Origin of the sequence: Wenjunlia tyrosinilytica (assembly GCF_014646055.1) — a bacterium.
Lineage (GTDB): Bacteria > Actinomycetota > Actinomycetes > Streptomycetales > Streptomycetaceae > Wenjunlia > Wenjunlia tyrosinilytica.
On record NZ_BMMS01000032.1, the window covers coordinates 57,356 to 80,823 of the forward strand.

Genomic DNA, 23,468 nt, shown 5'->3' on the forward strand with positions numbered 1-23,468 from the left:
CGAGGGGGTGGTTGGGGCTACAGGCAGTCGTGCGGGTGAAGCGCGGTGGGCTCCGGAGAGGGACCGGAGCCCGCAGGCGGCTGCTGCGGACTGCTCAACGGGCGTGTGGGAAGAGTTCGGATGCCTTGTGCAGCACAGGACGCAGCAGTTCTTCCATCTCGTTGAACTGAGCGGGCCCGGCGATCAGCGGCGGCGCAAGCTGCACCACGGGGCCGCCGCGGTCGTCGGCCCGGAAGATCAGGCCGCGTTCTTGGAGCTCGTCGGAGAGGTACCCCAGCAGCGACACCTGGTCCTCGGGCGAGAACGGCTCCTTGGTGTCCTGGTCACGGACGAGTTCCACGGCATGGAAGTAGCCGGTGCCTCGGACGTCACCGACGATGGGTATATCGCGCAAGGACTCCAGCATGGCGCGGAAGCCGTCCTGGTTGTGCCGGACATGGTCCAGGAGGTCCTCCCGCTCGAACACGTCGATGTTGGCCAGTGCGATGGCCGCCGACATGGGGTGTCCGGCGAAGGTGAATCCGTGCAGGAACGACGTGTCCCCGTTCAGGAATGGCTCCGCGACAGCGTCGCGGGCGATGACGGCTCCCATCGGGGCGTACGCGGATGTCAGCCCCTTGGCCGTGGTGATGATGTCGGGGATGTAGCCGAAGCGCTCGCACCCGAACCACTCCCCGAGGCGTCCCCAGGCGCAGATGACCTCATCAGAGATCATCAGCACGTTGTGTTCGTCGCAGATCTCACGGACCCGGGCGAAGTAGCCGGGAGGCGGCATGTAGCAGCCGCCCGCGGTCTGCACCGGCTCGAGAATCACCGCGGCGACCGTGTCGGGACCCTCGATCTCGATCCGGCGCTTGACGGCTTCGGCGAGCGAGTCCGCCGTCCGGTCCGGGGGGAGCCGGTAGACGCTGGTGTTGGGGACGTGGATGCCGCCCGGCAGGAGGGGGGCGAACGGTTCCTTGATGCTGTCGATCCCGGTCAGTGCCAGCGCGCCCATCGTGGTGCCGTGGTAGGCGATGTCCCGGGCGATGATCTTCGTCTTGAGTGCGTTGCCCGTCACTCGGTGGTACTGGCGGGCCAGTTTGATGGCGGAGTCGACCGACTCGCTGCCGCCGCTGGTGAAGAAGACCCGGTTGAGGTCCCCCGGCGCCAGTGAGGCGATTCGCTCGGCCAGGCGGATGGCCGGCGGATGCGCTGCCGACCAGGTCGGGAAGTACTCCAGTTGCTTTCCCTGGTCCGCGCCGGCCTGGGCGACGTCGGCCCGACCGTGCCCGATGTTCACACAGAACAGTGAGCTGAGGCCGTCCAGGTAACGTTTGCCGTGTTCGTCCCAGACGTAGCACCCCTCGCCGCGAACCATCACGGGGAGCTTCTTGCCTCGAGCGTAGTAGCCCAGCTGGCTGAAGTTCATCCACAAGTGCCGCTCAGCGGACTGCTGCAGAGCCGACTTCCCACCCATGACCACAGATCCTCTCTTGGCTTCCAGAATGTGGAAGCTATATCCGCATTGTATTTGGCGTCAAGATGCGCGGAGAGCACCGCGAGAGGGGGATGGCCGCACGCCGAACAGGGGCAAACCGCCTTAATGGGGAACCGAGCCCCCGCCTGGACACAGACGTGTGCAGTGCGGCCGTTGGCTCAGAAGCGACGCAGCGAGAGAATCGACGCGGTGGGAATCGCGTCCAGCGGGAGAGCGGAGAGGCGCAGACGCAGCGAGGCCACGGAGGAGTCTTCCTCCGTCAGGCCGGCCGCGATACAGACCACAGGCGCACTGCTCTCCATGGCGCGCCACCATAGGCCAGGACACCGGCATAGTCCAGATGCCCGGCGACGCATTGGAACAAGCCACAAGCCGTCGCTCCGGGCTCGGCGGCAACGACGGCGTCGACCCACTCCTGCGTCCTACCGGTCCGGGCCGGCGCCTCGTCGACCATTTCTCATCGGGCGTGAGGCCGGGCATGGGGATCAGTGGTCCATGCGGGCCGCCGGGCCGCGCGCGCACTCACGACGACCTCCGGTGCGGGGGAGCGCTCGTCACTGTCCGAAACGGCCGGCTGCACAGAGTTGCCGCGCCACGCCGAAGGCAAGGGTTCATGGGCGCCCCCGGGCTGCCCCTTCCAGGTCGCGGCAGGACGCGAGGAGCCGGCTCGTGGCGCTTCACTGATCATGCCGTCCGGTCTGTGAGATTGCCCAGTCTCCGGAGGGTTTCGAGGAGCCCTCTTCCTTCGGTGCAGAGCGGTTCGAGCTGGTCGACGACACCTTGCCGGACCTGGTTCTCCGGATTCGCGATGCGCTCCCGAACGAGATCACGCGACTGTTCGAGCTGCTCCCGGTACTGCGCCAAATTGTCTGTCAGGTGATCGATGACATCTGTTCCCTGAACGCCTGTTGCCAAGGTGAACTGCTCCTTGACCGCTGTGACTTCGGAGTCAATCCCACTGATCCACTCGTCCTGAAGGACTTCCAGAGAGCTGATTCTGCCTTTCCGGCGCTGAATCCCGAGAAACACCAGAGCAGCCACCCCGGCGACGAGACCCGCGGGAGGGAAGATGGTGCCCGCCGCCGCCAGTCCGTACAGCCAGCCTCCGCTCGCGGCGACGGGCGTGGCGATGCCGACCAGTGCCGCCGCCCGCTGCACCACGTCGTGTCCGGTGGTCGAACGCCGGGCCTGCCGAGGCACCGAGAGGCTGTTCACGTCGAAGGAGAAGTCCGGAAGCCGCCCCGCGAGGTCCTTGTCACCGAAAACGTGGTCCACCGCCTGGACCACGTCCTGCTTGAAGGCGTCGAACTGCTCCGTCCAGATCGTTGCCGGACCGGTCGGGGCTTCCAGCCACGTTCGAAGTACCTGGGCCTTCGACACCTGAATCTGATTCGCCTTGGTCGGCTTGTTGAGGTCGGTGACCCTGATGGTTGCGTCCAACTCTCCATGCAGGTGAGTGGCCAGGCGGCTGAAGGGGCGAACGGTCCGCCCGATGCGGTTGTGGAGCTTGCGCTCGAGGTCCTCGCGCACACGTGGCAGCGCCGTGTCCAACAACTCCAGTCGCCGCTGCTGGCTCGTCAGCAGTTCTTTGAGTTCGTCGATCTCAAGGCGCTCGGTTCGCAAACGCTCCTCAAGCCGCTGGTGCCGCGGTGTCAGCAGAGCCTGCGCTTCTATCGCCACGGCGGCGATGTGCCGAGTGCCGACCCCTGTGCTGATCAGGCCCTCGATCGCCTGACGCAGTACGTCCATTCGGCTTTCCGCGAGCTGCCGCCGTGCGGGAGCCTCTGCGCCCTCCGCACTGAGTTTGTCGGCGCGCGCCTCCAGAGCCGGAGAGACGGGGAGGAAGCCCTCGCCAATGAAGCCCACGTCCGGTTGACCGTCCGGCAGTTTGAAGTTGTCCCTCAGATAGGTGTTGTTGCGGGCGATCGTCGCCTTCCACTCCGGGACGTTCCTCAGATCGAGATTCGACGCAGCGTCGATAGCGGTAACCACCCATACCACACGTTTCCCTGACAGAAGGTAGTGGTCGTAGAGAAAGCGGATGAGGTCGAGGTCCCTCTCCGAAAGTGTCCGGCTGGCGTGTGATACGTACATGAAGCAGTCCGCGTCGGCCATCGCGGCCCGGACAATCACGTCGTGGATCGGATTCGGAGAACCGTACCCGGGCAGGTCGTAGAGCTTCGCCGGGAGCTTGGCACCGGCCAGCAAGATCTCGAGCTCAGCGACCTCGCGGCCCCGGTGCGCCCTGAGCCGGTCGGTCACATCCGCGTCCTGCATCGCGTACGCCGCAACCACGGAGGGGGCCGGGGAGTTCCCGACGTCCTCCCACCCGTCCTGGTCCGAATCGGTGAAGAGCACCCGCAGATAGCCGGTGCCCGACGCGTCGACGGTGGAATGGTCGTCCACCGGAACCACACTCGCCGGACAGGCGGTGGTCGGGACCGGGGACGACGGCAGCAGTCCCACGAACTTGTCCGCGGTCTGGCCATCGTTGGTCGGTACCTCTACCAGTTCGAGACCGCCCTGCAGACCACTCAGCAAGAAGCTCTTGCCGGACGAGAAGGCGCCCAGAAGCGCCACATTGATCAGGGTCGAGGCTGCGCGCGTCCTCAATCGCTTCACCATGTCGGCGTCCCCGCGCAATTCCTCCGGCCACTCCGCTGAAGCCTCGGGGGCGGTGGATACGGCACCCAGCCATGACTCGCACCGGTCGAGAACAGTGCGCAGTTCATCGCGGGCGTCATGCACATCTCTTGGCACAGTCACGGCACAGGTATAGCCCAGGTCGGAGAGTCAGGGAGGTGATTCGATCGAACCTCCCCACGATCTTCCCGGGGCCGGGCGAGCCCTCCGTATGGTTGGCTCACCAGGGGCGTCGGGTGTGGTTTTCGAACTGCTGCCGCTTGTGGCTTCCATGGATTCGCCGCCCGGCGCTCCACGACGACTCGGCTGCCAATGAGGAATTGCGAATGATCGCACCGCAGGGATTCGACAGCGAGGTCGTCCGCCCGAAGGGGCCAGCAGGACACCGCACGGAGGCACCACATGGCCGCGATCCGGGCAGGCATCGACGTCGGCAAAACCCACACGACCGCGTCGCGATCGACGGGAGCGGTCGTCGACTGCTGTCCGACGCGTCGCCAAATGCGGACCTCCACACTCTTCAGGCGGGTCGGCGACATAGCCTTGGCGTCGACCACGGCGCCCCACTCGCGCGCCGCAGCGACGACGCCCGGTTCCCAGGTGAGCCGAGTGCGGCCCTCCCCTCCGGTGAGCACTACGGCCTGCGCGCGTTCCTCGCCGATGCTTTCGAATCGGCGCCAGGAGCCAGGCGGGATCGACACCGTGTCGTACGGACCGACCTCGGTGGTGACGGGATCGGCCCGGTTCAAGGTGATGCGCCAGCGTCCCTGGGTGACGATGAGGACCTGCGATTCGTCATGGCAGTGGGTGCAGACCCCCTTGCCCGGCTCAGCGCGCGGCCACGCCAGGCTGAAGCCGTGCGGATCGGCCAGCCGCGGCGCCCGGTGGCGGTCCTCGGTGATGCCGTAGCCCACGACCGTCGCCAGTTCCGCTCCTCCGCTCTCCAGCCCGGAGTCCAGGAAGGGCGTCTGGAGCGACTCGCCCGCGGCTGATCCGTCTGCGGCACCGTCCGGCCGCCCTGCAAGCCAGGGCGGCCGGGCAGTGCCGCGCAGTGCCGCGTAGAGCCGCGCAGAGCCGAAGCCTGGGCGGCACACCCACGCCGCAGCAGCCGACCGGGGCGCTGCAAACATCCGCGCCGAGCACCGGCCGCAGTGCGCGATGCCCTGGAGGACGTGGCGAACCCAGGGCGGTTCAGGAGAGGAGGTCCGCTCCCAGCCGCCGCGCGGGTGACAGGCTCGACAACGGCGCGCAGTCCACGAGGCGGCCGCACTGCCTACCGCTCGCAGAGACCAACTCCGGCCCGTGAGGTCACAGGTGCCCGGTGTTGAGCAGACGGTTGGGGGTGTGGGGCGGGACGCCCGTCACGAGGCCTCGGCCCGCGTGCTGGTCGAGCCAGTGCTGCACCTGAGCGGGCGTCGCCTTGGGGTGGGTGCAGAGGTAGAGAGCGGCCACGCCCGTCGCGTGCGGCGCGGCCCAGGAGGTGGCGGCGAAATCCGATGTGGCCGTGCCTCCTCCGGCAAGCGCGGAGGTGATCTTCTCGCCCGGGGCGTACAGGTCCACGCACCGGCCGTGGCCGGAGCCGTAGCCGCCCGCGTCGCTCCAGTGGCGGTCCCGGGTGGTGGACGCCGCGACCACGATCGCGCCGCGGACACCCGCCGGGGAGTGCTTGCAGGCGTCGTCGTTGAAGTTGCCCGCCGACACAACGGTGGGGACACCGGCGTCGATCATGCGCTGGACGGCTGAGTCGAGCGCGGCGGAGCGCTTGTCGAGATTGAGGGACATGTTCACCACCGCTGGGCGGCGCGCGTGGAGGGTCACCCACTTCACGGCCTTGACGATCGAGGCGTCGGAGGCACCTGAGGCGGCCGGGGCGGGCCCTCCGCTTCCCTCCTCGCACTTGATCGCCTGAACACGCACGATCTTCGCCTTCGGTGCGACGCCGTACTTCTTGCCGCCGATGATCCCCGCCACGAAGGTTCCGTGGCCCAGCCCCCCGCCGTCGAAGCAGTCCCCCGCGTCCGGCTCACCGACGAAATCCGCACCCAGGGAGGCCCTGCCGCTGAACTGCGCGTGTCCGATGTCCAAGCCGGTGTCGATCACATAGACGTGGACCCCCGCGCCTGCGCTCCGTGTGGTGAACCTTCCGTCCAGCGGGCGGGTGCGCTGGTCGAGCCGGTCCAGGTTCCATGGGACACCCGTGCGGACGATCGACGGTCCCGCACCGTGTCCGGACGCAGGGGTGCCTCCAGCCTGGCCGGTCGCCGACCGCGCGGTGCCGTGCCGCGGTTTGGCGTGGCCGGCAGCCCCACGCGCGGAAACGCCGTCCGACCCGGTCGCCTGCCGCCGGTTTTCCGGCGCCGCCGAGCCCGCTCCCGGCACGCACCCCGCCGCCGCCAGGACCGCCGCCACTGCCGTTGCCACCATCGCGCTTCTGTGCACGCGTGTCATTCCGCCCCCCGGTGAGTCATCCGGCCTGTTGCCGTCGACCGCGGAGACGACCGTTGGGGGCAAGCCGGTTGCCGGAAGCGGCAATCCCGTGGCGACCGTGGATGCCTGCGTCGGCTCCCATGCCAAGGCCGGGGACCCCATGGCCCGGGAACTGCCGCGAGTGTGCGGGCGCCCCGTCCTTCGCCGGCTGTCGGAGCGCCTCGACGAGTTGCCTTCACAAGGGCGGCGGCGCCGCCCTTGTGGGGCCCTCGGGCGTCGGCAGGTCCTCACTTCTGTCGGCCGGGCCGGTGCCCGCGGTGCATTCTTCGGGGATGACGGCGCGGGTTGATCGTGTCCGGATCGAAGAGGTCCGGTGGTCCGGTGCTGTTCGCCCTGCGCGGCGGTACGGCTCAGTCGGCAGCGGTAAGGACGGCGGAGGCGGAGGAGCGCCTTGATGCGGTCATGCGCTGGGGATCGCCACGTAGCGGCCCGCGACCCGGAGGTCGTCCTCGATGCGCGCGGCCGTGGCCCGCAGTGCGGGCAGGACGGTGTCGAGCGTCTGTTCCACCGTCCTGCGGCGCACATGCATGGAGACGTTGACGGCGCTCACGACCCGGCCGGTGCGATCGCGCACCGGAACGGCCATGGACCGCAGTCCCTCCTCCAGCTCGTCCTCCACCAGGGCGAATCCCTCGCGCTCCGTGCGCTCCAGGAGGGACCCGAGGCGATTCGCGGAGGTGACGGTGTGCGGGGTGAGCGGCTCCGGGACGGCACGTTCCGGATGGGCGGCCTGCTCGGGCGCCGGCAGCCCGGCGAGCAGTACCCGTCCCATCGACGTCGCATGGGCCGGGAACCGGGTCCCGCCGCCGGCGGGTCCAACGTAGGTGGTCACGCCGGGGCTGTAAGCACTCCGGCCGAGCGCCTCCGCCCAGAACCGGCCGACCGCCGAGTCATCAAGTGCCTTTGTGTTCACCTGGACAGGTCGCAGTGCCATGCCTGCGCTCCTATGCGCCCGCTCCGCACCGTGATCGAGAACTTCCCGGAGGGAACGCTCCCGCATTCACCCGCCCACCTGGGGATTCACGGAACCGCCGGACAGAGCCGCATTCAAGGAGCGCCTTCAGTGTCGGTGAGAGTGCCGATGTCGTCGAGGGCGTTGAGTTGTTGCTGGACGTGTGTGGCTTGTTCGGTGCGGTGCTGGGTCTGGTACAGGTCCAGGGCCTGCCGCCAGGCCTGGCGGGCCTCGGCGTGCTGGCCCAGAGCACGGTGAGCATCACCCATGCACCCCAGGACCTCGGCCTCGCTCCAGGTGGAGTCGGTCTCCTGGCAGACCGTGAGGGCTTGGTGGTAGTACTCGAGGGCCTGCCGGTACCGGCCGCGGTGATGGGCGATATAGCCAAGGCTCTCCAGGTTGAGGGCCTCTCCGTAGCGGTCGCCTTCGGCCCGGTTGATGGCCAGGGCCTGCTCGCAGTAGTCGTGGGCCTTTTCGCCGTGGCCCAGTTGAGCAAGGCACCATCCGATGGTGTTGAGGGCTCCGGCCTCATGGAGGGCGTCGCCGACGGCCCGGTAGTGGTCCAGGGCATGCTCGTGACAGAGCAGCGCCCGCTGGGGGTCGGCCTGCTGCTCCCACGTGATGCCGAGCCAGAAGTGGGCCTGGCCTTGGCCCAGGAGGTCACCGGTGCGTTCGAACAGGGGCAGGGCCTGCTCCAGGTGGGCGCGGGCCTCGTCGTACCGGCCCGCCAGCATGGAGGCCTGACCCAGGCGCAGATGCGTCACGGCCCGGGCCGCCGGGTCGTCCAATCGCTCGGCGGCCTCGATCGCCGTCCGCCACATGGCCAGATCCTCACCCGGGCGGCCTTGCCTCAACCGGAGGTTGAACAGGGCTTCGGGTAGTTGCCAGGTCAGGGTGGGCCAGCCGAGGGCGCGGGCGAGTTGGGGGGCGGCTTGCAGGCAGGGCAGTTCGGCCTGGAACCACTGCTGTGCCTCTGCCGCGTCCGCACACCGGTGCGGGGTGCAGCCGGCGGAGGGCGGGCCCAGCTCCAGCCGGATCGTCCAGTGGGGGTACAGCAGCCGGTTGGCGTGGTAGGCGGTGTGCAGATAGAAGTCGAGCAGGCGGCGCAGCGCTCTGGTCCGGTCCGCCTCGTCCAGGTCGTGTCGGCCTTGTTCGCCGGCGTAGAGGCGGACCAGGTCGTGCATCCGGTAGCGGTCGGGGGTGTGCTGTTGGATCAGATGGGCGGTCTCCAGGGTGCGCAGCAGCACCCGGGCGCGGGCGGGGGTGGTCCCGGTGAGTTCGGCGGCCGCGTTCAGGCTGATGTCGGGGCCGGGGGCCAGTCCGAGCAGGGTGAAGCCGCGGGCTGCCGCGGTGTCCAGGGCGTGATAGGAGGAGGCGAACACCGTGCGCAGGTCGACGCTGAGGTCCCCGGCGTCCAACGCGTCCAACCGGGTGCCGGTCTTGGCCAGTTCCTCGGCGAGATGGGCCAGGGGGAATCCCGGCTGGGCGGCGGCGCGGGCCGCCACGATACTCAACGCCAGGGGCAGGCCCGCACAGTGTTTCAGCAGCGCCGCCACCGCACCGGGCTCGGCGGCCAGCCGGTCGGGCCCCAGGTGACGACCGAGCAGTTCGTGGGCCTCGGCTTCCGGCAGCATGTCAAGGGCGAGGGGTGCGGCTCCGTGTGTGGCGGTCAGGCCGGTCAGTTGGCGGCGGCTGGTGATCAGCACCGTGCAGCTGGGACTGCCCGGCAGCAGCGGGACCACCTGGGCGCTGTCGCGGGCGTTGTCCAGCACCACCAGCATCCGTCTGCCCGCCACCAGACTGCGATACAACGCCACCCGGGCATCCGGATCAGGCGGGACCGCCCCGGACGCCACGCCGAGAGCGTCGAGGAAGCCACGGATGGCCGCCGAAGGGGTCAGCGGTTCTTCGCTGGGGTCGAAGCCGCGCAGGTTGACATACAGCTGCCCGTCGCCGAAGCGGTCCAGGTGCCGGTAAGCCCAGTGCAGGGCCAGGTGGGTCTTGCCGATCCCGCCGGTGCCGCCGATCGCCGAGACCACCACCGTGCCCCCTGCCCCGTTCGCCCCGGCGGTGAGCGCGGCCAGCTCCCTTTCCCGGCCGGTGAACAACGCCGGTGGCGCGGGCAACTGCCGCGGCACCGGCGCAGCCGGGGCCACCCCTGCTCTGGGGGTGAGGGCGCAGTCGCCGGTGAGGATCTGCTGGTGCAACCGTCGCAGTTCCGGGCCGGGGTCGATGCCCAGCTCCTTGGCCAGCCGCCGCCGGGTGTGCTGGTAGTGTGCCAGCGCCTCCGTCGCACGCCCGCACCGGTACAGAGCCAGCATCAGCTGCCCGGCCAAACGTTCGTCCCAGGGGTGTTCCTTGGTCCGGGCCCGCAGGCCCGCCACCAGATCGAGATGCTGGCCCAGGCGCAGCCGCGCCTCGGTCCGGTCCAGCTCGGCCGCCAGCCGTTCCTGGTGCAGCTCCTCGCGCACCGTACCGGCCCATGCGGTGTCCATCGTGGCCAGAGCCTCACCCCGCCACAAGTCCAACGCCTGCCCGAACAGGTTCGCGGCCTGCGCGTCGTCCTCCGCCGCACGAGCCCGGTCGACCAGATCACGGAACCGGTGCAGGTCCACCACAGCCGCACCGGCGGTCAGCACATACCCGGCCGGCCTGCGGGTGATCTCCACGCCCTCCACCGCGGCCAACGCCCGCCGCAGCCGGGACAGATAGCCGTACAAAGTGCCCCGCTGCGCCTGACTCTCCCCCCAGATCCGCTCCGCCAACTCCTCGATCGACACCTCCCGGCCGAGATCGACCAGCAAGGCAGCCAACAGCAGCCGCTGCCGCGCATGACCGAGTTCGACAAGCCCGCCATCGACCCGCGCCTCGATACTGCCCAACACCCCGAACTCCACCGCCACCACAGCTCCACCCCGGCTTCTACGACCTGGAATGATCCCCGGACGGCAATGGGCCGGCATCCCTGGGACTGGGGCGGTGCGGGGGGTTGCCGGGATCCCGGGTCCTGCGTTCGTGGCTCACGACAGGGCCAACCTGCCGTCTGCCTTTGCTCCACCTACCATCCGCGACGAACTCGGTCTGCCCAAAGACGACCCCCTCCGCACCGAAATGCACCACCGCCTCGACCCCGCGGCCGGCTCTGCCTCGGAATTATCAAACAAAGGCTACCGTTAAGTTTCAGAAATGAACGTCATAACTTTCCAAGAGGCGGGCAAGGGGTTGGCAAGAAACGCACAAGACCCTCCGTCGGCCTTCGCTGTATTACTGGGTGACAGCAGTCGCAGTCGCGCCGAGAGGCGCACAACGGTGAATGTCGTGAGGAAAGGGGCGTGGACGCGTCCTCATCACTTCCGTCGGCCAGGCCCCCGCTGCGCAGGAGCCACCTGGACGCCGATGGAGGGCGCGGCCAGGCCGCCCGCGGGTCAACGGGGCAAGGGCGTTGCTGGAGCCTGCGGGGAGCCTTCCTTTGCGCCAGGGCGCATCCGTCGAGGACGAAGAGGTGGGATGCCAGGGGCGCTTGTGCAAGATGCCGCGGCCGGAACGGCGACAGCGAGACGACGCAATGCAGATGCGATTGCGCGCACACAAACGGACCAGCCGGTTTTCGCGTGCCAACTCCCCGGCTGAACCCGTTCGTTCCAAGTCTGAGGGGGACGCAATGACCGAGATTGGTGCCGACCGTCCATGGAGCGAGAACACTCGGGGTTCCCACTCGGGGTTCGCACACTCCACAGCAGGTCCAGTCGGGTCCCATCCTGCTCGACCGCCATATCGGGACCCTCCCCAAAGCCGCCCGCGATCTTGTCGCGAGGCAGCTGCCTCAATGGGGACTGAGCGCTCTGGTGGAAGGCGCCCGGACCGTGGCCGGCGAGCTGGTCGCCAACGCCGTCGAAAATAAATCTCGTGCGGGCCTGTCGGTTTTTCTTTGAAGTACACCGATTTTCTTTGTAGTACACCGACGATGCGCTGTGTGTCGATGTCGACGCGACGCCGACCGCAACTGATCAGTAACCACTGCCGTACGAGGACTTCCGACACCGCTCCAGAGGCGGCTGCTCGGGTCCTCGTCAGACCGGCCCTTTGGGGCGGCAGTACGAGACGAGGATGCCGATGCCCGCGACGAGGCGGCCCCTGTGCGCCGACGTGGGCAGCCCTTCGGCCGTCGCCCTTGTGGACACCCGCGCGAGGGCAAAGGTGCAGTACCCGGCGCACGTCCGGGGCATGAGGGAACCGTCCCACGGGGAACTCCGTCGAAGCGCATGCGGCTGCATTCACGCGTAAAAGCGGGTGCAGCCGGTTGTGTGCCATTCAATCACTGTGTCTCGCAAACTTCCTCGGCGGGAAGGAATGAAGAAATGTCTTCCTGCCGGGCGTGGCCTTCCCCGACGACCGCGGGAGGCGGGTGCGGACAGCAAGGGAAAGGTGAGACCACGTGGAGTTTCGCTTGTTGGGTCCCTTAGAAGTCTGTCATGACGGCGCACTGGTTCCGGTGGGAGGGATCGCCAAACGTGCGACACTTTCGTATCTGCTCATTCACGCCAATCGCGTCGTGGCGACGAGTGGGCTGCTCAACGCGTTGTGGCCGGGCGACACCCCTCTGACGGCACGGAAGATGCTCCAGAACGCCGTGTCGGACCTGCGCCGGGTGTTGTCCGCCGACATCCGCGCCGCTGACCGGGCGATGCTGCTGACTCATACCCCCGGGTATGTGCTCCGGGTCGACGTCGACTGCGTCGACCTGTTCCACTACCGACAACTGGTGGATCAGGGGCGAGCCGACCTGACTGCCGGGGCGTACGAGTCGGCGGCCCGCGTGCTGCGGCAGGCACTGGCGCTGTGGCGGGGCCCGGCACTGGCCGACCTGGTCGAGACGGGGGTCGCCTGGCCGGAACTGGCCGCCTTGGAGAACGCGCGGCTGGACGCGCTGGAGGACTGCATCGAGGCCGAGTTGGCGTCCGGACGCCACAACGAGGTGCTCGGTGAACTGGAGGCGCTCGTCGCCACGGAGCCGTCGCGGGAGCGGCTTTGCGGTCAGCTCATGCTGGCGCTCTACCGCTGCGGCCGGCAGACCGACGCGCTCGCGGCCTACCGCCGCGCCCGAACCCGGCTCGTCGAACGCTACGGCCTCGAACCCGGGCCAGAGCTGCAGAGGCTTGAGCAGGCGATCCTGAGTCACGCCCCGGAGTTGGAGGCTCCGACGCGGGCGGCGCCCTCCGGAGCCGTGGATGGCGCGCCGGACACGGCCGAGGCGCGGCCCGCCGCGATCGTGAGCCCCGTCATGGTGAGAGGAGGGGGTGGCAAGCCGGCGGTGCACCGCGGACCGGAGCGCAAACAGATCAGCGCCGTGCTGCTCTGGGCCCATTCGGATACCGGCGACGGCGGGCAGGACCCAGCGGGCGTCGACGACGTCCTGCGGGAGGTGGAGTCGACCGTCCGCGAGGAGTGCGAGCGGTTCGGTGGATCTGTCGGGAGCACCCTGGGACCGGTCCATTCGGCGCTGTTCGGAGTGGCCGATACCAGTGAGGACCACGCGGTCCGGGCGGTGCGGGCGGGGTTGGCGATCCGCGACCGGCTCGGTGCCCACGACTGCGCAGCCGGGACCGGGCGTCCTGGAACTGACGGGCGCGCACATGTCGCGGTGGTCACCGGCGACGCCTTCGTACGGATCCAGCCCGGGGACACGACCGCCCCGCCCATGGTGACCGGTGGAGTGCTGGACCAATGTCTCCGACTGCTGGCGCTGGTGCCTCCGGGAGAGGTACGTGTCAGTGAGGCCACCCGCCGAGCGAGCGAGACGGGCATCGTCTACCGGGTCGGCCCGGAGCCGCCCAGCGGATGGGAAGCGCTGGGGGCTCGACGGATGGAGCGGGAACCGGCGCGCGCACTGGGACTCCACGGGAGGGAGGCGTGGGGTCGTTTCCCGGCACGGCGGGCCTCTGTTCGCTCCTTCCGCTTCTTCTGCTGCTGAGAAGGACCAGTTGACGGAGAAGGCCACCAGCCGTCATGGCCGAGGCCCGTGGAAGAGGACCGGGTGGCCGACTGTCTCCACGGATGCCCCCTCCGACGTTCCCGCGGACCCAGCGGGCCGTCGCCGAGGCGAGTGCGTTGCCGTCATTCCACCGGATCGGCCGCTGCCAGGGCGAGGTTTCGTCGTGAGGTGATCGACGGTGGGCCGGTGCCCAGCGCAGGCCGGGTGCCCGAGGACCCACCCGCCCCGCGGCCGGGTCCTGGCCCCGCGGACGTCCCCCGCGGAACCGGGAGCGCCTCGAGGGGGGACCGGTCAGCCTCCGAAGAAGCCCCGGTCCTCCGGATGGTGCGGTGAGTGGTACGGAAAGAGTTCACGCGCCAGCAGGCGCTCCAGATCGCTGAGGGGCAGGTCGGGGCGCAGCCGCTCCGGATGCCCTGGCGGGAGCCCGTTCCGGCCCAGCGCCACGGATCGCGGCGGGCGCCGCTGCTCCTCCGGGTCCTTCAGGCCCCCCATGGGGGCGTACATCGTCCTGCCGAAATCCATCAGCCCGTACCACACCGGGAGCAAGCACCAGTCCTTCACGGTGACCAGCAATCGGCTCCACCACCGGGGCCCAGCGAACCCGTTCATGGCCGTTCTCCTCTCCTGATGCCGGCCGAAGGCCGGCGTGGCCTGGAAGGAAGTCCTTTCGCGCGGCTTGCCGCCTGCCACGGATGGCGGTCGGCTCCGGCCCGTGGTCCCGGTGATCCGGTCTCCCCGAGATCCGCCGGCCCGGCACCGCTTCGCCGCTTGCGCCCGGGGCCACCTCCCAGGAGCGGCTTTTTGACGTCGCGGGAACGGTCGTGTCCTCACCTGTGCGGGACGGCTGCGGCATGCGGGTCAGGGCCTATCGCGGGCCGCCCCGCGGGGGCGGGGAGCGAGGGGGACGGTGGCGGTGGCGACCGCGGCTGTCAGCGTGATCGCCGCGAGGACGAACAGGCCGCTGCGCAGCGAGCCGGTGGAGTCCTTCGCCACGCCGAGCACCACGGGACCGACACCGCCGCCGAACATGCCGATGGTGTTGACCATGGCGACGCAGGCGGCCGCGGCCCGGCCGGTGGCCAGCGTCGTGGGCAGCACCCACAGCGCGGGCAGGGCGCCCATCGCCCCGAACATCGTCAGGCTCAGGCCGGCCACGGCCGGGATCGGTGGCAGCAGCGCCGTGCAGACGATGCCGACGCCCATGATGACGATGCCCACCGCGGCCAGCCGGCGCTTGTCGGCGACCCGGGCGGTGAGGCGTCCGGACAGCAGGGCCCCCACAGCCCCGCACGCTCCGGTGATCCCGGCGATCACGCCGACCATCAGCGGGCGCAGGTCCCCGACGCGCTCGATGAGATCGGCCGACCAGACCGCGATGCCGCCGATGGCCGCCATCAGCAGGAAGTTGCACCCGCCGAGCCGCCACACGCGCCGGTCGAGCAGCGCCTTCTTGAGCGTGAAACGCTCCCGCGCGCGGGCCGCCGCCGCCTCCAGGGACACCTGCCGATCGAGCGCCGCGGTGGCTTCCGCGTCCAGCCAGCGGGCCTCGGATGGCCGGTTCGGCAGGGCACGCAGCGCCCACAGGCCGACGAGCACCGCCGGAACACCCTCGCCCAGGAACAGCCACTGCCATCCCGCGAGCCCGCCGACGCCGTCGAGTTCGAGCAGCGCCCCGGACATGGGGGCGCCGACGACCGAGCCGATGACGACGCCCAGGAACAGGAACGACATCGCCCGTCCGCGGTGTCGCTCCGGGAACCAACTGCTCAGCAGGTGGACGACGCCCGGCAGGAACCCGGCCTCGGCGACACCGAAGACCACTCGGATGACGATCAGGGAGGAAAGGTTCCAGGCGAAGGCCGTCGAGGCGGACAGCAGGCCCCAGGAGATCATGATGCGGGCCAGCCACCGCCGCGCGCCGAACCGGTGCAACAGCAGGTTGCTCGGCACCTCGAACACCGCGAAGCCGATGAAGAACACACCCGCGGCCAGTCCGAAGGCGCCGGCGGACAGTCCGAGGTCGCGGCTCAGCCCGGCCTCGGCGAAGCCGATGTTGACGCGGTCGAGGAACGAGATCACGAACATCAGGACCAGCAGCGGCATCAGCCGCCGCAGCGATACGGATACTCCGCGTTCGAGGGGCCCGTCCGGGAGCGCGGTGATCTTCCCCCCGGTGTCGGCGGCTGGGGTCGCCGTCGATCGCGTCTCCGTCATGGTGGCACGGCTCCTTCGAAAACCGTTCTGGGCATGGCGCGAACTCCTTCATGTCCGGTTCCGAATGTCTGCGAATTCTTTCGGTTCGACATCCCTGACCCGCCGGCAGGCAAATGTAGGGCGCTTCGGGACAGCACGCAGGGTCGCTTTTCCATCGCGCGAACACTCCCGGAGAATCGCCGTCAAAATCCCCTGGTCCGCCGACCGTGATGGTGGATCAGTTGCTTGCCCGATGGGCGTCCGGTGGAATATGGAACAGCTCCTCCCGAGGGGCGTCTTCCGCGGGGCCGCCACCGGATGGATTTCAGCTCCACGAGTGGTGCTCGAGTCACCGGTCCGCCGAGGCCGATTACCCGGTGATTGGCGCTCGGTAGAGCCACGGCGCTGCCTGCACGGGGATGCCGGGCGTAGATTGGCGCTCCTCGAAGCCCGGGTCGCGAGGGGCCTGGCGGCGCAGGGCCCCTGCGGCGGGACAGCGCCCCGGGACCGGCCGCCGCAGGTGATCGGTCGGCGAAACCGAGCACGGCTGTCGCAGCCCGAGGAGCGTCACACGTAGCGATGACCGCCGGGGTCCGTGTCGGGAACTGCCGTCCCCGTCGCACGAAGGGCACGTGGGGAGACGGATCGGCACCCCGGATCGCCCGCGTGCGGCGACGGGGACACGGCGGCACCGGACCGGGAGGTGCGGGCCGCGCCCCAGAGATGGAGATCAGGAAGACGTCTTCATGACCAAGACCTCGAACCACCCGTCCCACGCCGCGCCGCGCGGTTCCTCCCGCGCCGGGGCCCGCGCCAAGCCTCCCGCGGCCAGGGCTGCGCGGCCCGCCAGGGCCGAGGCGGGCAACACGGCCGCGGAACAGTACCCGTCCAGGCGGCAGACGCTTCTCATCCTGCTCGGGGTCGTGTCCGGCGTCATGCTGAGCGCGCTCGACCAGAGCATCGTCAACACCGCCCTCCCGCAGATCGTCAACGACCTGGGCGGCCTCGACCTGCTGTCCTGGGTCGTCACCGGCTACCTCCTGACATCCACCGCGACGACCCCCCTGTGGGGCAAGCTCTCCGACCTCTACGGCCGGCGGCGGATCTTCCAGAGCGCCATCGTGATCTTCCTGATCGGATCGGTGCTGTGCGGTGTCAGCCAGAACATCGGCCAGCTCATCGCCTTCCGGGCGGTTCAGGGCATGGGCGGCGGTGGGCTGTTCGCTGTCGCCTTCGCCATCGTCGGCGATGTGATCCCGCCCCGGGAACGGGGCCGGTACCAGGGCTACATCGGCGCGGTGCTCGGGGTTTTCAGCGTGGCCGGGCCGCTGGTCGGTGGCTGGCTGACGGACGGTCCGGGCTGGCGCTGGACCTTCTACGTCAACGTGCCGATCGGACTGATCGCGCTCGTGATCACCACGGCGGCGCTGCGCGTGCCGGGCACCCGCCGCTCCCACGAGATCGACTATCTGGGCGCCGCGACCGTTGTGGGCGCGGTGACCAGTCTGCTGCTCTACCTCAACTGGCGTGGCCCGGAACGCGGCTGGGCGGAGACCGGTGCGCTGGTGCTGCTCGGCGGCTTCGTGGTGCTCACCTTGTCCTTCGTGCTGGTCGAGCACAGGGCCGCCGAGCCGATCCTGCCGCTGCGCCTGTTCGGCAACAGCATCTTCACCATCGGCAACACCTACACCTTTCTGGCCGGCACGGTGATCCTCGGCGCGGCCGTCTTCCTGCCGGTGTACCTGCAGACGGTGCGGGGCATGTCGCCGACGGAGTCCGGACTGGGGACGCTCCCCATGGTGGTGGGGCTTTTCGGCGCCTCCATGGTGTGCGGGCGGTTGATCACCCGCACCGGCCGGTACAAGGTCTATCCGATCCTCGGTGGGGCGCTGATGGCCGTGGGCGTGCTGGCCCTGTCCCGCCTGGACGTCGACACGCCGTTCTGGCAGACAGGTCTGTTCGCCTTCGTCTACGGGGTCGGCTCCGGCCTCACCCAGCAGACGATCACCACGGCCATCCAGAACGCCGTGGAACGCCGGGACATCGGCACGGCGACCAGCTCGGTCATCTTCTTCCGGCAGATCGGCGGCGCCACCGGTTCTGCCCTGTTGGGCGCGGTGTTCTCCACTCGGCTCGCCGACCGTCTGGGGGACGCTGCGGCCGCGATCCCGAACGCGCCACCGATCGGCGAGGGATCCGGCGCGGCCATCGACACCGGCCAGCTGCGGCGGCTTCCTCGCGCGGTCCAGGACGCTGTCCTGCAGGCCTTCTCCGACTCCGTCGGCGACGTGTTCCTGTCCGCGGCGCCGTTCGCCGCGCTCGCGTTCGCCACCGCGCTGTTCCTCAAAGAGCGGCCGCTGCGCGGGTACGAGGCCGCGGGCGCCGGCAAGGGCGACCAGCCCACGGCAGGCCGGGTGCCCAGTGCGCCGACGACGCAGATGCCGCAGCCCCGGCTTCCGGCGTCACTGGAGCCTTCCTCCCGGAAGGGCCGACGCGACGCCGGGGTGCCGGTCCTGGCCGGGGCCGCCTCCCCGCAGTCCCGGTCCCGGGACCGCTCGGCGGAACTCGACACGGCGATGTCCTGGGTCACGTCGGGTGTTCCCGGCCTGCGAGTGATCACCGGATCGGCCGGCACCGGGAAGTCGGCCGTCGCGGGCCGGATCGTGGACCTGTCCGCTCCCGCCGAGTGGAGGCGTTCCGGGGCGGACGGCCAGGACCCGGGGCCTGCCGGTCCGGGGCTGCGATCGGTGGTTCAGGCGCATGTGCATGCCCGCGACCTGACCGGGGACGCGCTCGCCGATCTGGTCGACGCGCAGTTGGTGCGGGCCGCGGTGCTGCCGACCGCACGGACGGGTCGGCGGGGCGGCCCGGAACTCCTCGACGCCGTGCGGCAGGTGACCCGGGACCTAGGACGAGAACCACCGGTGATCGTGGTCGACGGCCTGGACCAGGCGGAGGAGGCGTTCTCCATCGCCCACGACGTGCTGGTGCCCCTGGCCGCGGAGGCCGTGGTGATCGTCGCAACCCGTGACCTGCCCGCATCGCAGGGCGCCGTGGAGCCGACCCTGCTTGCCGCGCTCCGTCCCCGCGACATCATCGACCTCGACGCCACCGCGCAGGCGCCGACCGAAAAGCCGTGGGACGCCGCACTGGAGGTGGACCTCGACCGAGTCGGCGCCGCCGGGCCCCCCGCGCTGCCATCGGCCGACTCCTCCTCGGCCCTGGTGCGGCAGCTGTCCTCCTTGACCTGGGCGTTCGGGGTCGGCTTCCCCGACGACGCGCTCGTCGCCTCCGAGGAGGCCGTTGCCCGTTACCGGTCCCTCACCGACGGCGACCCCGCCTACCGCGCCAATTTGGCCAAGGCGCTGATCAACCTGGGCATCTGCTACAGCGAGGCCGAGCACCACTACGCCGCCCTCGCCGCGACCGCGGAGGCTGTCGCCCACTACCGCCTGCTCGCCCAGACCGGCGCCTCGTTCCGACCCCATCTGTCCAGGGCGCTGAACAACCTGGGCATCTGCTATCGGGAGGGTGGCTATCACCAGAAGGCAATCGCGCCCGTCGAAGAGGCCACCCGCCACTACCGGGCGCTCGCCAAGGGCAACCCGGCCTTCGTCCCCCCGCTTGCGATGGCCCTGCACAACCTCAGCAACTGCTACCGGGAGGACGGACGGTACGGGGACGCCCTCGCTCTCGGCGAGGAGGCGATCACCCACCATCGCAGCCTGGCCCAGGCCGACCCCGCCCACCGGCCCAACCTCGCCGCCGCGCTGACCAACCTGAGCATCTCCTACAGCGAGGCCTGCCTCCATGACGATGCGCTCCAGCCCGCAGAGGAGGCCGTCGGCCACTACCGGGCCCTCACCGAGGACAACCCGGCGTACCGGGAGAACCTCGCCACCGCTTTGAGCAACCTGGGCATCCAGTACGACCGGGCCGACCGGCACCGGGACGCCCTCGCCTCCACCCGGCAAGCGCTCGCCCACTACCGCGCCCTCGCCGAGGACACGCTCGCCCGCGGTGCCGCGGCGGGTCCCCCGTCCTCGGCCACGGTGCCGGACGGGGGCGGCGAGATGCGTCTGGCCCTGTGAGTCCGCCCCATGACCCATGCTTGGCGTCTCCTGAGCAACGCGCGCCGCGGCAGCGTCGGACCGAACAGGCGCCTTCCTATGGCCTGCTGAGCCGGCTCCCGACGGCAACCTGCGCGAGCGCGCCGATCTGGCGGCCCTCCGCGGCCGGCGGGGGCGGACAGCCCAGGATCGCCTGCTGCAGCGACGACAGTTCGGCCGAGGGCTCGAGGCCGAGCTGGTCGGCCAGCACCGAACGCAGCTTCCGGTACACGGCGAGCGCCTCACCGCGCCGCCCGGAACGCGACAGGGCCTCCATCAACCGGCCGTACAGCCACTCGTTCAGCGGGTGGCATGCCACCAGCCACCGCAGTTCGGCCACCAGTTCGTGGTGTCGGCCGAGCTTCAAATCGGCCTCGATCCGCAGCGCCAGGGCGGTCATCCGCAGCTCCTCCAACCGGGCCGCCTGCGCCTCAAGGGCGGTGCCCCACCCCACGTCGACCAGGGCCGGCCCCGTCCACAGCCGCCCGCCCGCAGCCAGGATGCCGGAGGCCCGCGGCAGATCACCGGACTCAAGCGCGGAGCGCCCGCGGGCGAGGTGGTCCTCGAAGAGGGTTACGTCGAGCAGGCGCGGATCGATCCGGAGCAGGTAACCCGGCGTCCGCGTGGTGAGGGTGACCTCGCCCTGCCCGGGGCGGCATACGCGCAGGAGCGTCTTGCGCAGGTGGTAGACGTAGGTCCGCAACGTGGTCAGGTCGCTCGGCGGCGGACTCCCCGCCCACAACTCCTCCATCAGTGAGGCCGACGGAGTGACGCGGTTGGCGTTGAGCAGGAGCAGCGCCAGGCACTGGCGGATCTTCTGCGCGCTCGGAGTGATCACCTCGCCGCGGTCGTCGACTACCTCCAGCGGGCCGAGGAGCCGGAACGGCGGTACCGCGGGCGGCCTTTCCGCCCCGGGCGGGCCACCGCGACGGGCGGCGATCCGGAGAGCTTCCGGCGGGTCGCAAGCGCACTGCTGACCTGAGTGATGATGGTGCCGCATAGCTACCTCATTGACTCGACAGGGAACACCACTTGAATACTGGGCGAGCGGGATCCGGCCCAAAGATATGTGGCGCCCGTCGGGCAGTCATAGGGGCAAAATTCCAGTAGGCACCCATCGGCCGGACAGCAGCGGGAATGGTTTGAGCGAGTCGACCCCGGCGACAAGGCGAATTACCGGCGAATTCGCGGGCATTGGAACAGGAAAACGCCGCTGCCGCCGCTGCCGCCGTGCTCGCGGCCTTCTCCCCGAGGTGACCACATCGCGCGTTCCGCCGAAGCCGACCGGCGTCCCGGCGGCGCCGGCCGGGCGCGGACGCGTCGTCGGCGCCTGATCCGCGGTGCGGCCGCGGAATTGACGCGATCAGCCGCGAGGTGAGGAGCAGGAAGCGCTGCTGTCCTTTCCGGCGTTCTGGTGGGCCGCGGCGACTTCGTACACGGCGAACACCGGTCCGTGGTCGTGGTCCTGATACGGGCGCAGCGGCGCGGTGCTCGCCCGGTGGTCCGGGCCCTCCTCCCACCGCTCGAAGGCCTCGAGGCTGGTCCATTCGCTCATCACCGCGACGCTCTGCGGGTCCAGGCGGGACCGCAGGAACTCGCTGCGCACCAGCCCCGGCGTGTCCGCCAGCACCGCGCTGATCCGGTGGTAGGCGCGTTCCACCGCTCCGGGATCCTCGGCCGGGGTGTGGAACCAGACGATCACCCGAAGCGGCGTGGCACCGGCCGGCCGGCCGGGCGGGCCGTGGCCGGCCGCCGACGGCGACACGCTCACCCGGTGACCCCCGGTCCCGGCAGCGCGTGCACGACGCGCATGGTCCACATGGTGCTGTCCACCCGGTACGGGGCCAGCCTCCGGCGGTTCTCGACGTGCCGCGCGCTGCGCTCGAAGGCGCGGAACCGTTCGGCGTCCACCCAGTCGCTGGTCACGTAGTACACGTCGGTCTCCGATCGGCTGCGCGCCAGGGACTGGCCCAGATTCGCCGGGTTCTCGGCGATCTGCGCGGCGAGCCGGGTCCACGCCCGTTCGAAGTCCGGCCCGGCGCCCGGACGGATCACCACGCGCAGCATGATCCGCACGGGCCCGTCGCCGGGCCGGGGTTCGGCGACGGTCATCTCAGATACCACCGTCCACGTGCAGCGTCTCGCCGCTGATGTACCGGGACGCGTCGCCGGCCAGGAACAGCACCGCGGCGGCGACATCCTCTGGCTCGCCCAGACGGCCGAGCGCGGTCATCCGCTCGTAGCGGTCGCGTACCTCCGGTGGGATCCGCAGGTCGGGCGTCTCGATGACGCCGGGCGCGACCACGTTCACCCGGATCCCCTCGGGGCCGAGTTCCCGGCACAGGGAGCGGGCGAGGCCGACCAGGCCCGCCTTGGCGGCGGTGTAGTGCGCGCGCATCGCAATCCCGGCCAGGGCGGCCCGCGATCCGATGGCGATGACCGAACTGCCCGCGGACATCAGCGGCAGTGTCCGCTGGATCGTCAGGTACGCGGCGGTGAGGCTGGTGTCCAGTACCCGGCGCCATTCCTCGTAGGACAGCTCGGCGAACGGCACGTGGCTGATCGCTGCGGCGTTGTGGACCAGGATGTCCACGGAGCCGAGCCGGGCGCGGCACTCGTCGGCCAGGCGCTCGGTGTCCTCGGCCACCGTGACGTCGGCCTGGAGGACCTGATGGTCTGCGCCGATCTCCTTCAGCTCCTGGGCCAGCGTCTCGGCAGCCGCGGCGTCCCGTCGGTAGCACGCGACGATCTGGACGCCGGAACGGGCGAGGGCGAGGGTGATCGCCCGCCCGATACCGCGGCTGCCGCCGGTGACCACGGCCTTCTTGCCGGTCAGAGGTGCTGTCATGGCCGGCCTCCCGGGGAGGGTGTGCCCGTGGTGTCCGCGGTCGGCTCGACCTGTCGCGCGGCCGCCTCGACGATCTGCTTGATCCGGGCCATCTGTTCTCGGCTCGTGCGATTGATCCGCTCGGTCATCGCGGCGTCGTCGAGCGGGGCGTCGGGTTTGAGGTGGAAATCCTGGATCCAGCGCATGGTCGTGCCGCTGTCCACCTCGTGGTAGGTCCAGCGCAGGTTCATGTACTCGAAGGCGCCGGGCTCCACCCGCCGAGCCCGGACCGTGCGGGTGGCGGGGTCCGCGACGCGTTCGGAGACCCAGCTCCAGACGGTCCCGTTCCCGTCGGGGTGGGTGGTCAGCCGGAGCCGGACCGTGTCACCCTCGCGGTGCAGGATCTGGGCGTCCTGGTACTCGCTGAACAGATGCGGCCAGGCGGCGATGTCGTTGGTCATGTCCCAGACCAGGTGCAGCGGCGCGGCGATGGTCACGCTGTTGTCGGTGTGGCCGGCCATCTCACACCGCCGCCTGGCGCAGCCGGTTGACATGGTCCAGGGTCTGGCGCGGCGTGCCATCGCGTGGGATCGCGTCCTGCGCCATCGACATGTCGTACCGCAGTTCCAGCTGGGAGCCGATCTCCAGCAGGGCCAGCGAGTCGTAACCGAGGTCGGCGTACGAGATGTCCGCGCTGTCCTCGGTGAGTTCGACCGCGTGCTCGCCGCCGGTACACCGGCGCATGACCCCGAAGAGTTCGGTCAGGGTGATCGCTGCGTTCATGG

18 protein-coding genes are annotated in these 23,468 nt (G+C 70.0%); 2 read left to right on the forward strand and 16 right to left on the reverse strand.

Annotated elements, in window-relative coordinates; translation table 11 throughout:
* Nucleotides 1–94: 94 nt before the first annotated feature.
* From IEY86_RS28885 to IEY86_RS28920, 8 genes are all read right to left on the reverse strand, one after another.
* Nucleotides 95–1,459: an aspartate aminotransferase family protein gene (locus IEY86_RS28885; protein ID WP_189134835.1), complete on the reverse strand. Its 1,365-nt coding sequence runs from the start codon at nt 1,457–1,459 to the stop codon at nt 95–97.
* 179 nt (nt 1,460–1,638) lie between these two features.
* Entirely contained in the window at nt 1,639–1,782 is a 144-nt protein-coding gene (locus IEY86_RS28890) for a hypothetical protein (protein WP_189134836.1), read from the reverse strand.
* A 382-nt stretch (nt 1,783–2,164) separates the two neighbouring features.
* Complete coding sequence (locus IEY86_RS28895) at nt 2,165–4,228, reverse strand: SMC family protein (protein WP_189134837.1); 2,064 nt, start codon at nt 4,226–4,228, stop codon at nt 2,165–2,167.
* A gap of 14 nt (nt 4,229–4,242) precedes the next feature.
* On the reverse strand, nt 4,243–5,037 hold the full coding sequence (locus IEY86_RS28900) for a cupin domain-containing protein (protein ID WP_189134838.1): 795 nt from the start codon (nt 5,035–5,037) through the stop codon (nt 4,243–4,245).
* Between the two features lie 394 nt (nt 5,038–5,431).
* Entirely contained in the window at nt 5,432–6,547 is a 1,116-nt protein-coding gene (locus IEY86_RS28905; protein WP_229698848.1) for a S8 family peptidase, read from the reverse strand.
* A 463-nt stretch (nt 6,548–7,010) separates the two neighbouring features.
* Nucleotides 7,011–7,544: an IclR family transcriptional regulator domain-containing protein gene (locus IEY86_RS28910; protein WP_308425184.1), complete on the reverse strand. Its 534-nt coding sequence runs from the start codon at nt 7,542–7,544 to the stop codon at nt 7,011–7,013.
* Between the two features lie 113 nt (nt 7,545–7,657).
* The gene (locus IEY86_RS28915; RefSeq protein ID WP_189134841.1) at nt 7,658–10,465 is read right to left on the reverse strand and encodes an AfsR/SARP family transcriptional regulator; all 2,808 of its coding nucleotides are present in this window, start codon (nt 10,463–10,465) and stop codon (nt 7,658–7,660) included.
* 1,167 nt (nt 10,466–11,632) lie between these two features.
* Complete coding sequence (locus tag IEY86_RS28920; protein WP_189134842.1) at nt 11,633–11,788, reverse strand: hypothetical protein; 156 nt, start codon at nt 11,786–11,788, stop codon at nt 11,633–11,635.
* 266 nt (nt 11,789–12,054) lie between these two features.
* Here IEY86_RS28920 and IEY86_RS28925 point away from each other — a divergent pair, with 266 nt between their 5' ends.
* Entirely contained in the window at nt 12,055–13,533 is a 1,479-nt protein-coding gene (locus IEY86_RS28925) for an AfsR/SARP family transcriptional regulator (protein ID WP_265805773.1), read from the forward strand.
* A 312-nt stretch (nt 13,534–13,845) separates the two neighbouring features.
* Here IEY86_RS28925 and IEY86_RS28930 read toward each other — a convergent pair whose 3' ends face one another.
* Nucleotides 13,846–14,163 carry a DUF6059 family protein gene (locus IEY86_RS28930; RefSeq protein ID WP_189134844.1) on the reverse strand — a complete coding sequence of 106 codons (318 nt, stop codon included), beginning with the start codon at nt 14,161–14,163 and terminating at the stop codon, nt 13,846–13,848.
* Between the two features lie 249 nt (nt 14,164–14,412).
* Nucleotides 14,413–15,768 (reverse strand): MFS transporter, encoded by a 1,356-nt coding sequence (locus IEY86_RS28935; RefSeq protein ID WP_189134845.1) that lies wholly within the window; start codon nt 15,766–15,768, stop codon nt 14,413–14,415.
* A gap of 725 nt (nt 15,769–16,493) precedes the next feature.
* Here IEY86_RS28935 and IEY86_RS28940 point away from each other — a divergent pair.
* The gene (locus IEY86_RS28940; protein WP_189134846.1) at nt 16,494–19,838 is read left to right on the forward strand and encodes a DHA2 family efflux MFS transporter permease subunit; all 3,345 of its coding nucleotides are present in this window, start codon (nt 16,494–16,496) and stop codon (nt 19,836–19,838) included.
* 76 nt (nt 19,839–19,914) lie between these two features.
* Here the strand turns inward: IEY86_RS28940 and IEY86_RS28945 are convergent, their stop codons facing one another.
* From IEY86_RS28945 to IEY86_RS28970, 6 genes are all read right to left on the reverse strand, one after another.
* Nucleotides 19,915–20,694, reverse strand: coding sequence for an AfsR/SARP family transcriptional regulator (locus IEY86_RS28945; RefSeq protein ID WP_229698850.1), 780 nt, complete (start codon nt 20,692–20,694; stop codon nt 19,915–19,917).
* Between the two features lie 525 nt (nt 20,695–21,219).
* Nucleotides 21,220–21,558, reverse strand: a complete 339-nt coding sequence (locus IEY86_RS28950) for an antibiotic biosynthesis monooxygenase family protein (RefSeq protein ID WP_229698851.1) — start codon at nt 21,556–21,558, stop codon at nt 21,220–21,222.
* A 65-nt stretch (nt 21,559–21,623) separates the two neighbouring features.
* Complete coding sequence (locus IEY86_RS28955; protein WP_189134848.1) at nt 21,624–21,968, reverse strand: antibiotic biosynthesis monooxygenase family protein; 345 nt, start codon at nt 21,966–21,968, stop codon at nt 21,624–21,626.
* Nucleotide 21,969: 1 nt separating this feature from the next.
* Nucleotides 21,970–22,704 carry an SDR family NAD(P)-dependent oxidoreductase gene (locus IEY86_RS28960; protein WP_189134849.1) on the reverse strand — a complete coding sequence of 245 codons (735 nt, stop codon included), beginning with the start codon at nt 22,702–22,704 and terminating at the stop codon, nt 21,970–21,972.
* Nucleotides 22,701–23,204: an SRPBCC family protein gene (locus IEY86_RS28965; protein WP_189134850.1), complete on the reverse strand. Its 504-nt coding sequence runs from the start codon at nt 23,202–23,204 to the stop codon at nt 22,701–22,703. The genes IEY86_RS28960 and IEY86_RS28965 overlap by 4 nt, the downstream gene beginning before the upstream one ends.
* A 1-nt stretch (nt 23,205) precedes the next feature.
* Nucleotides 23,206–23,466 carry a phosphopantetheine-binding protein gene (locus IEY86_RS28970; protein ID WP_189134851.1) on the reverse strand — a complete coding sequence of 87 codons (261 nt, stop codon included), beginning with the start codon at nt 23,464–23,466 and terminating at the stop codon, nt 23,206–23,208.
* Between the last annotated feature and the right edge of the window lie 2 nt (nt 23,467–23,468).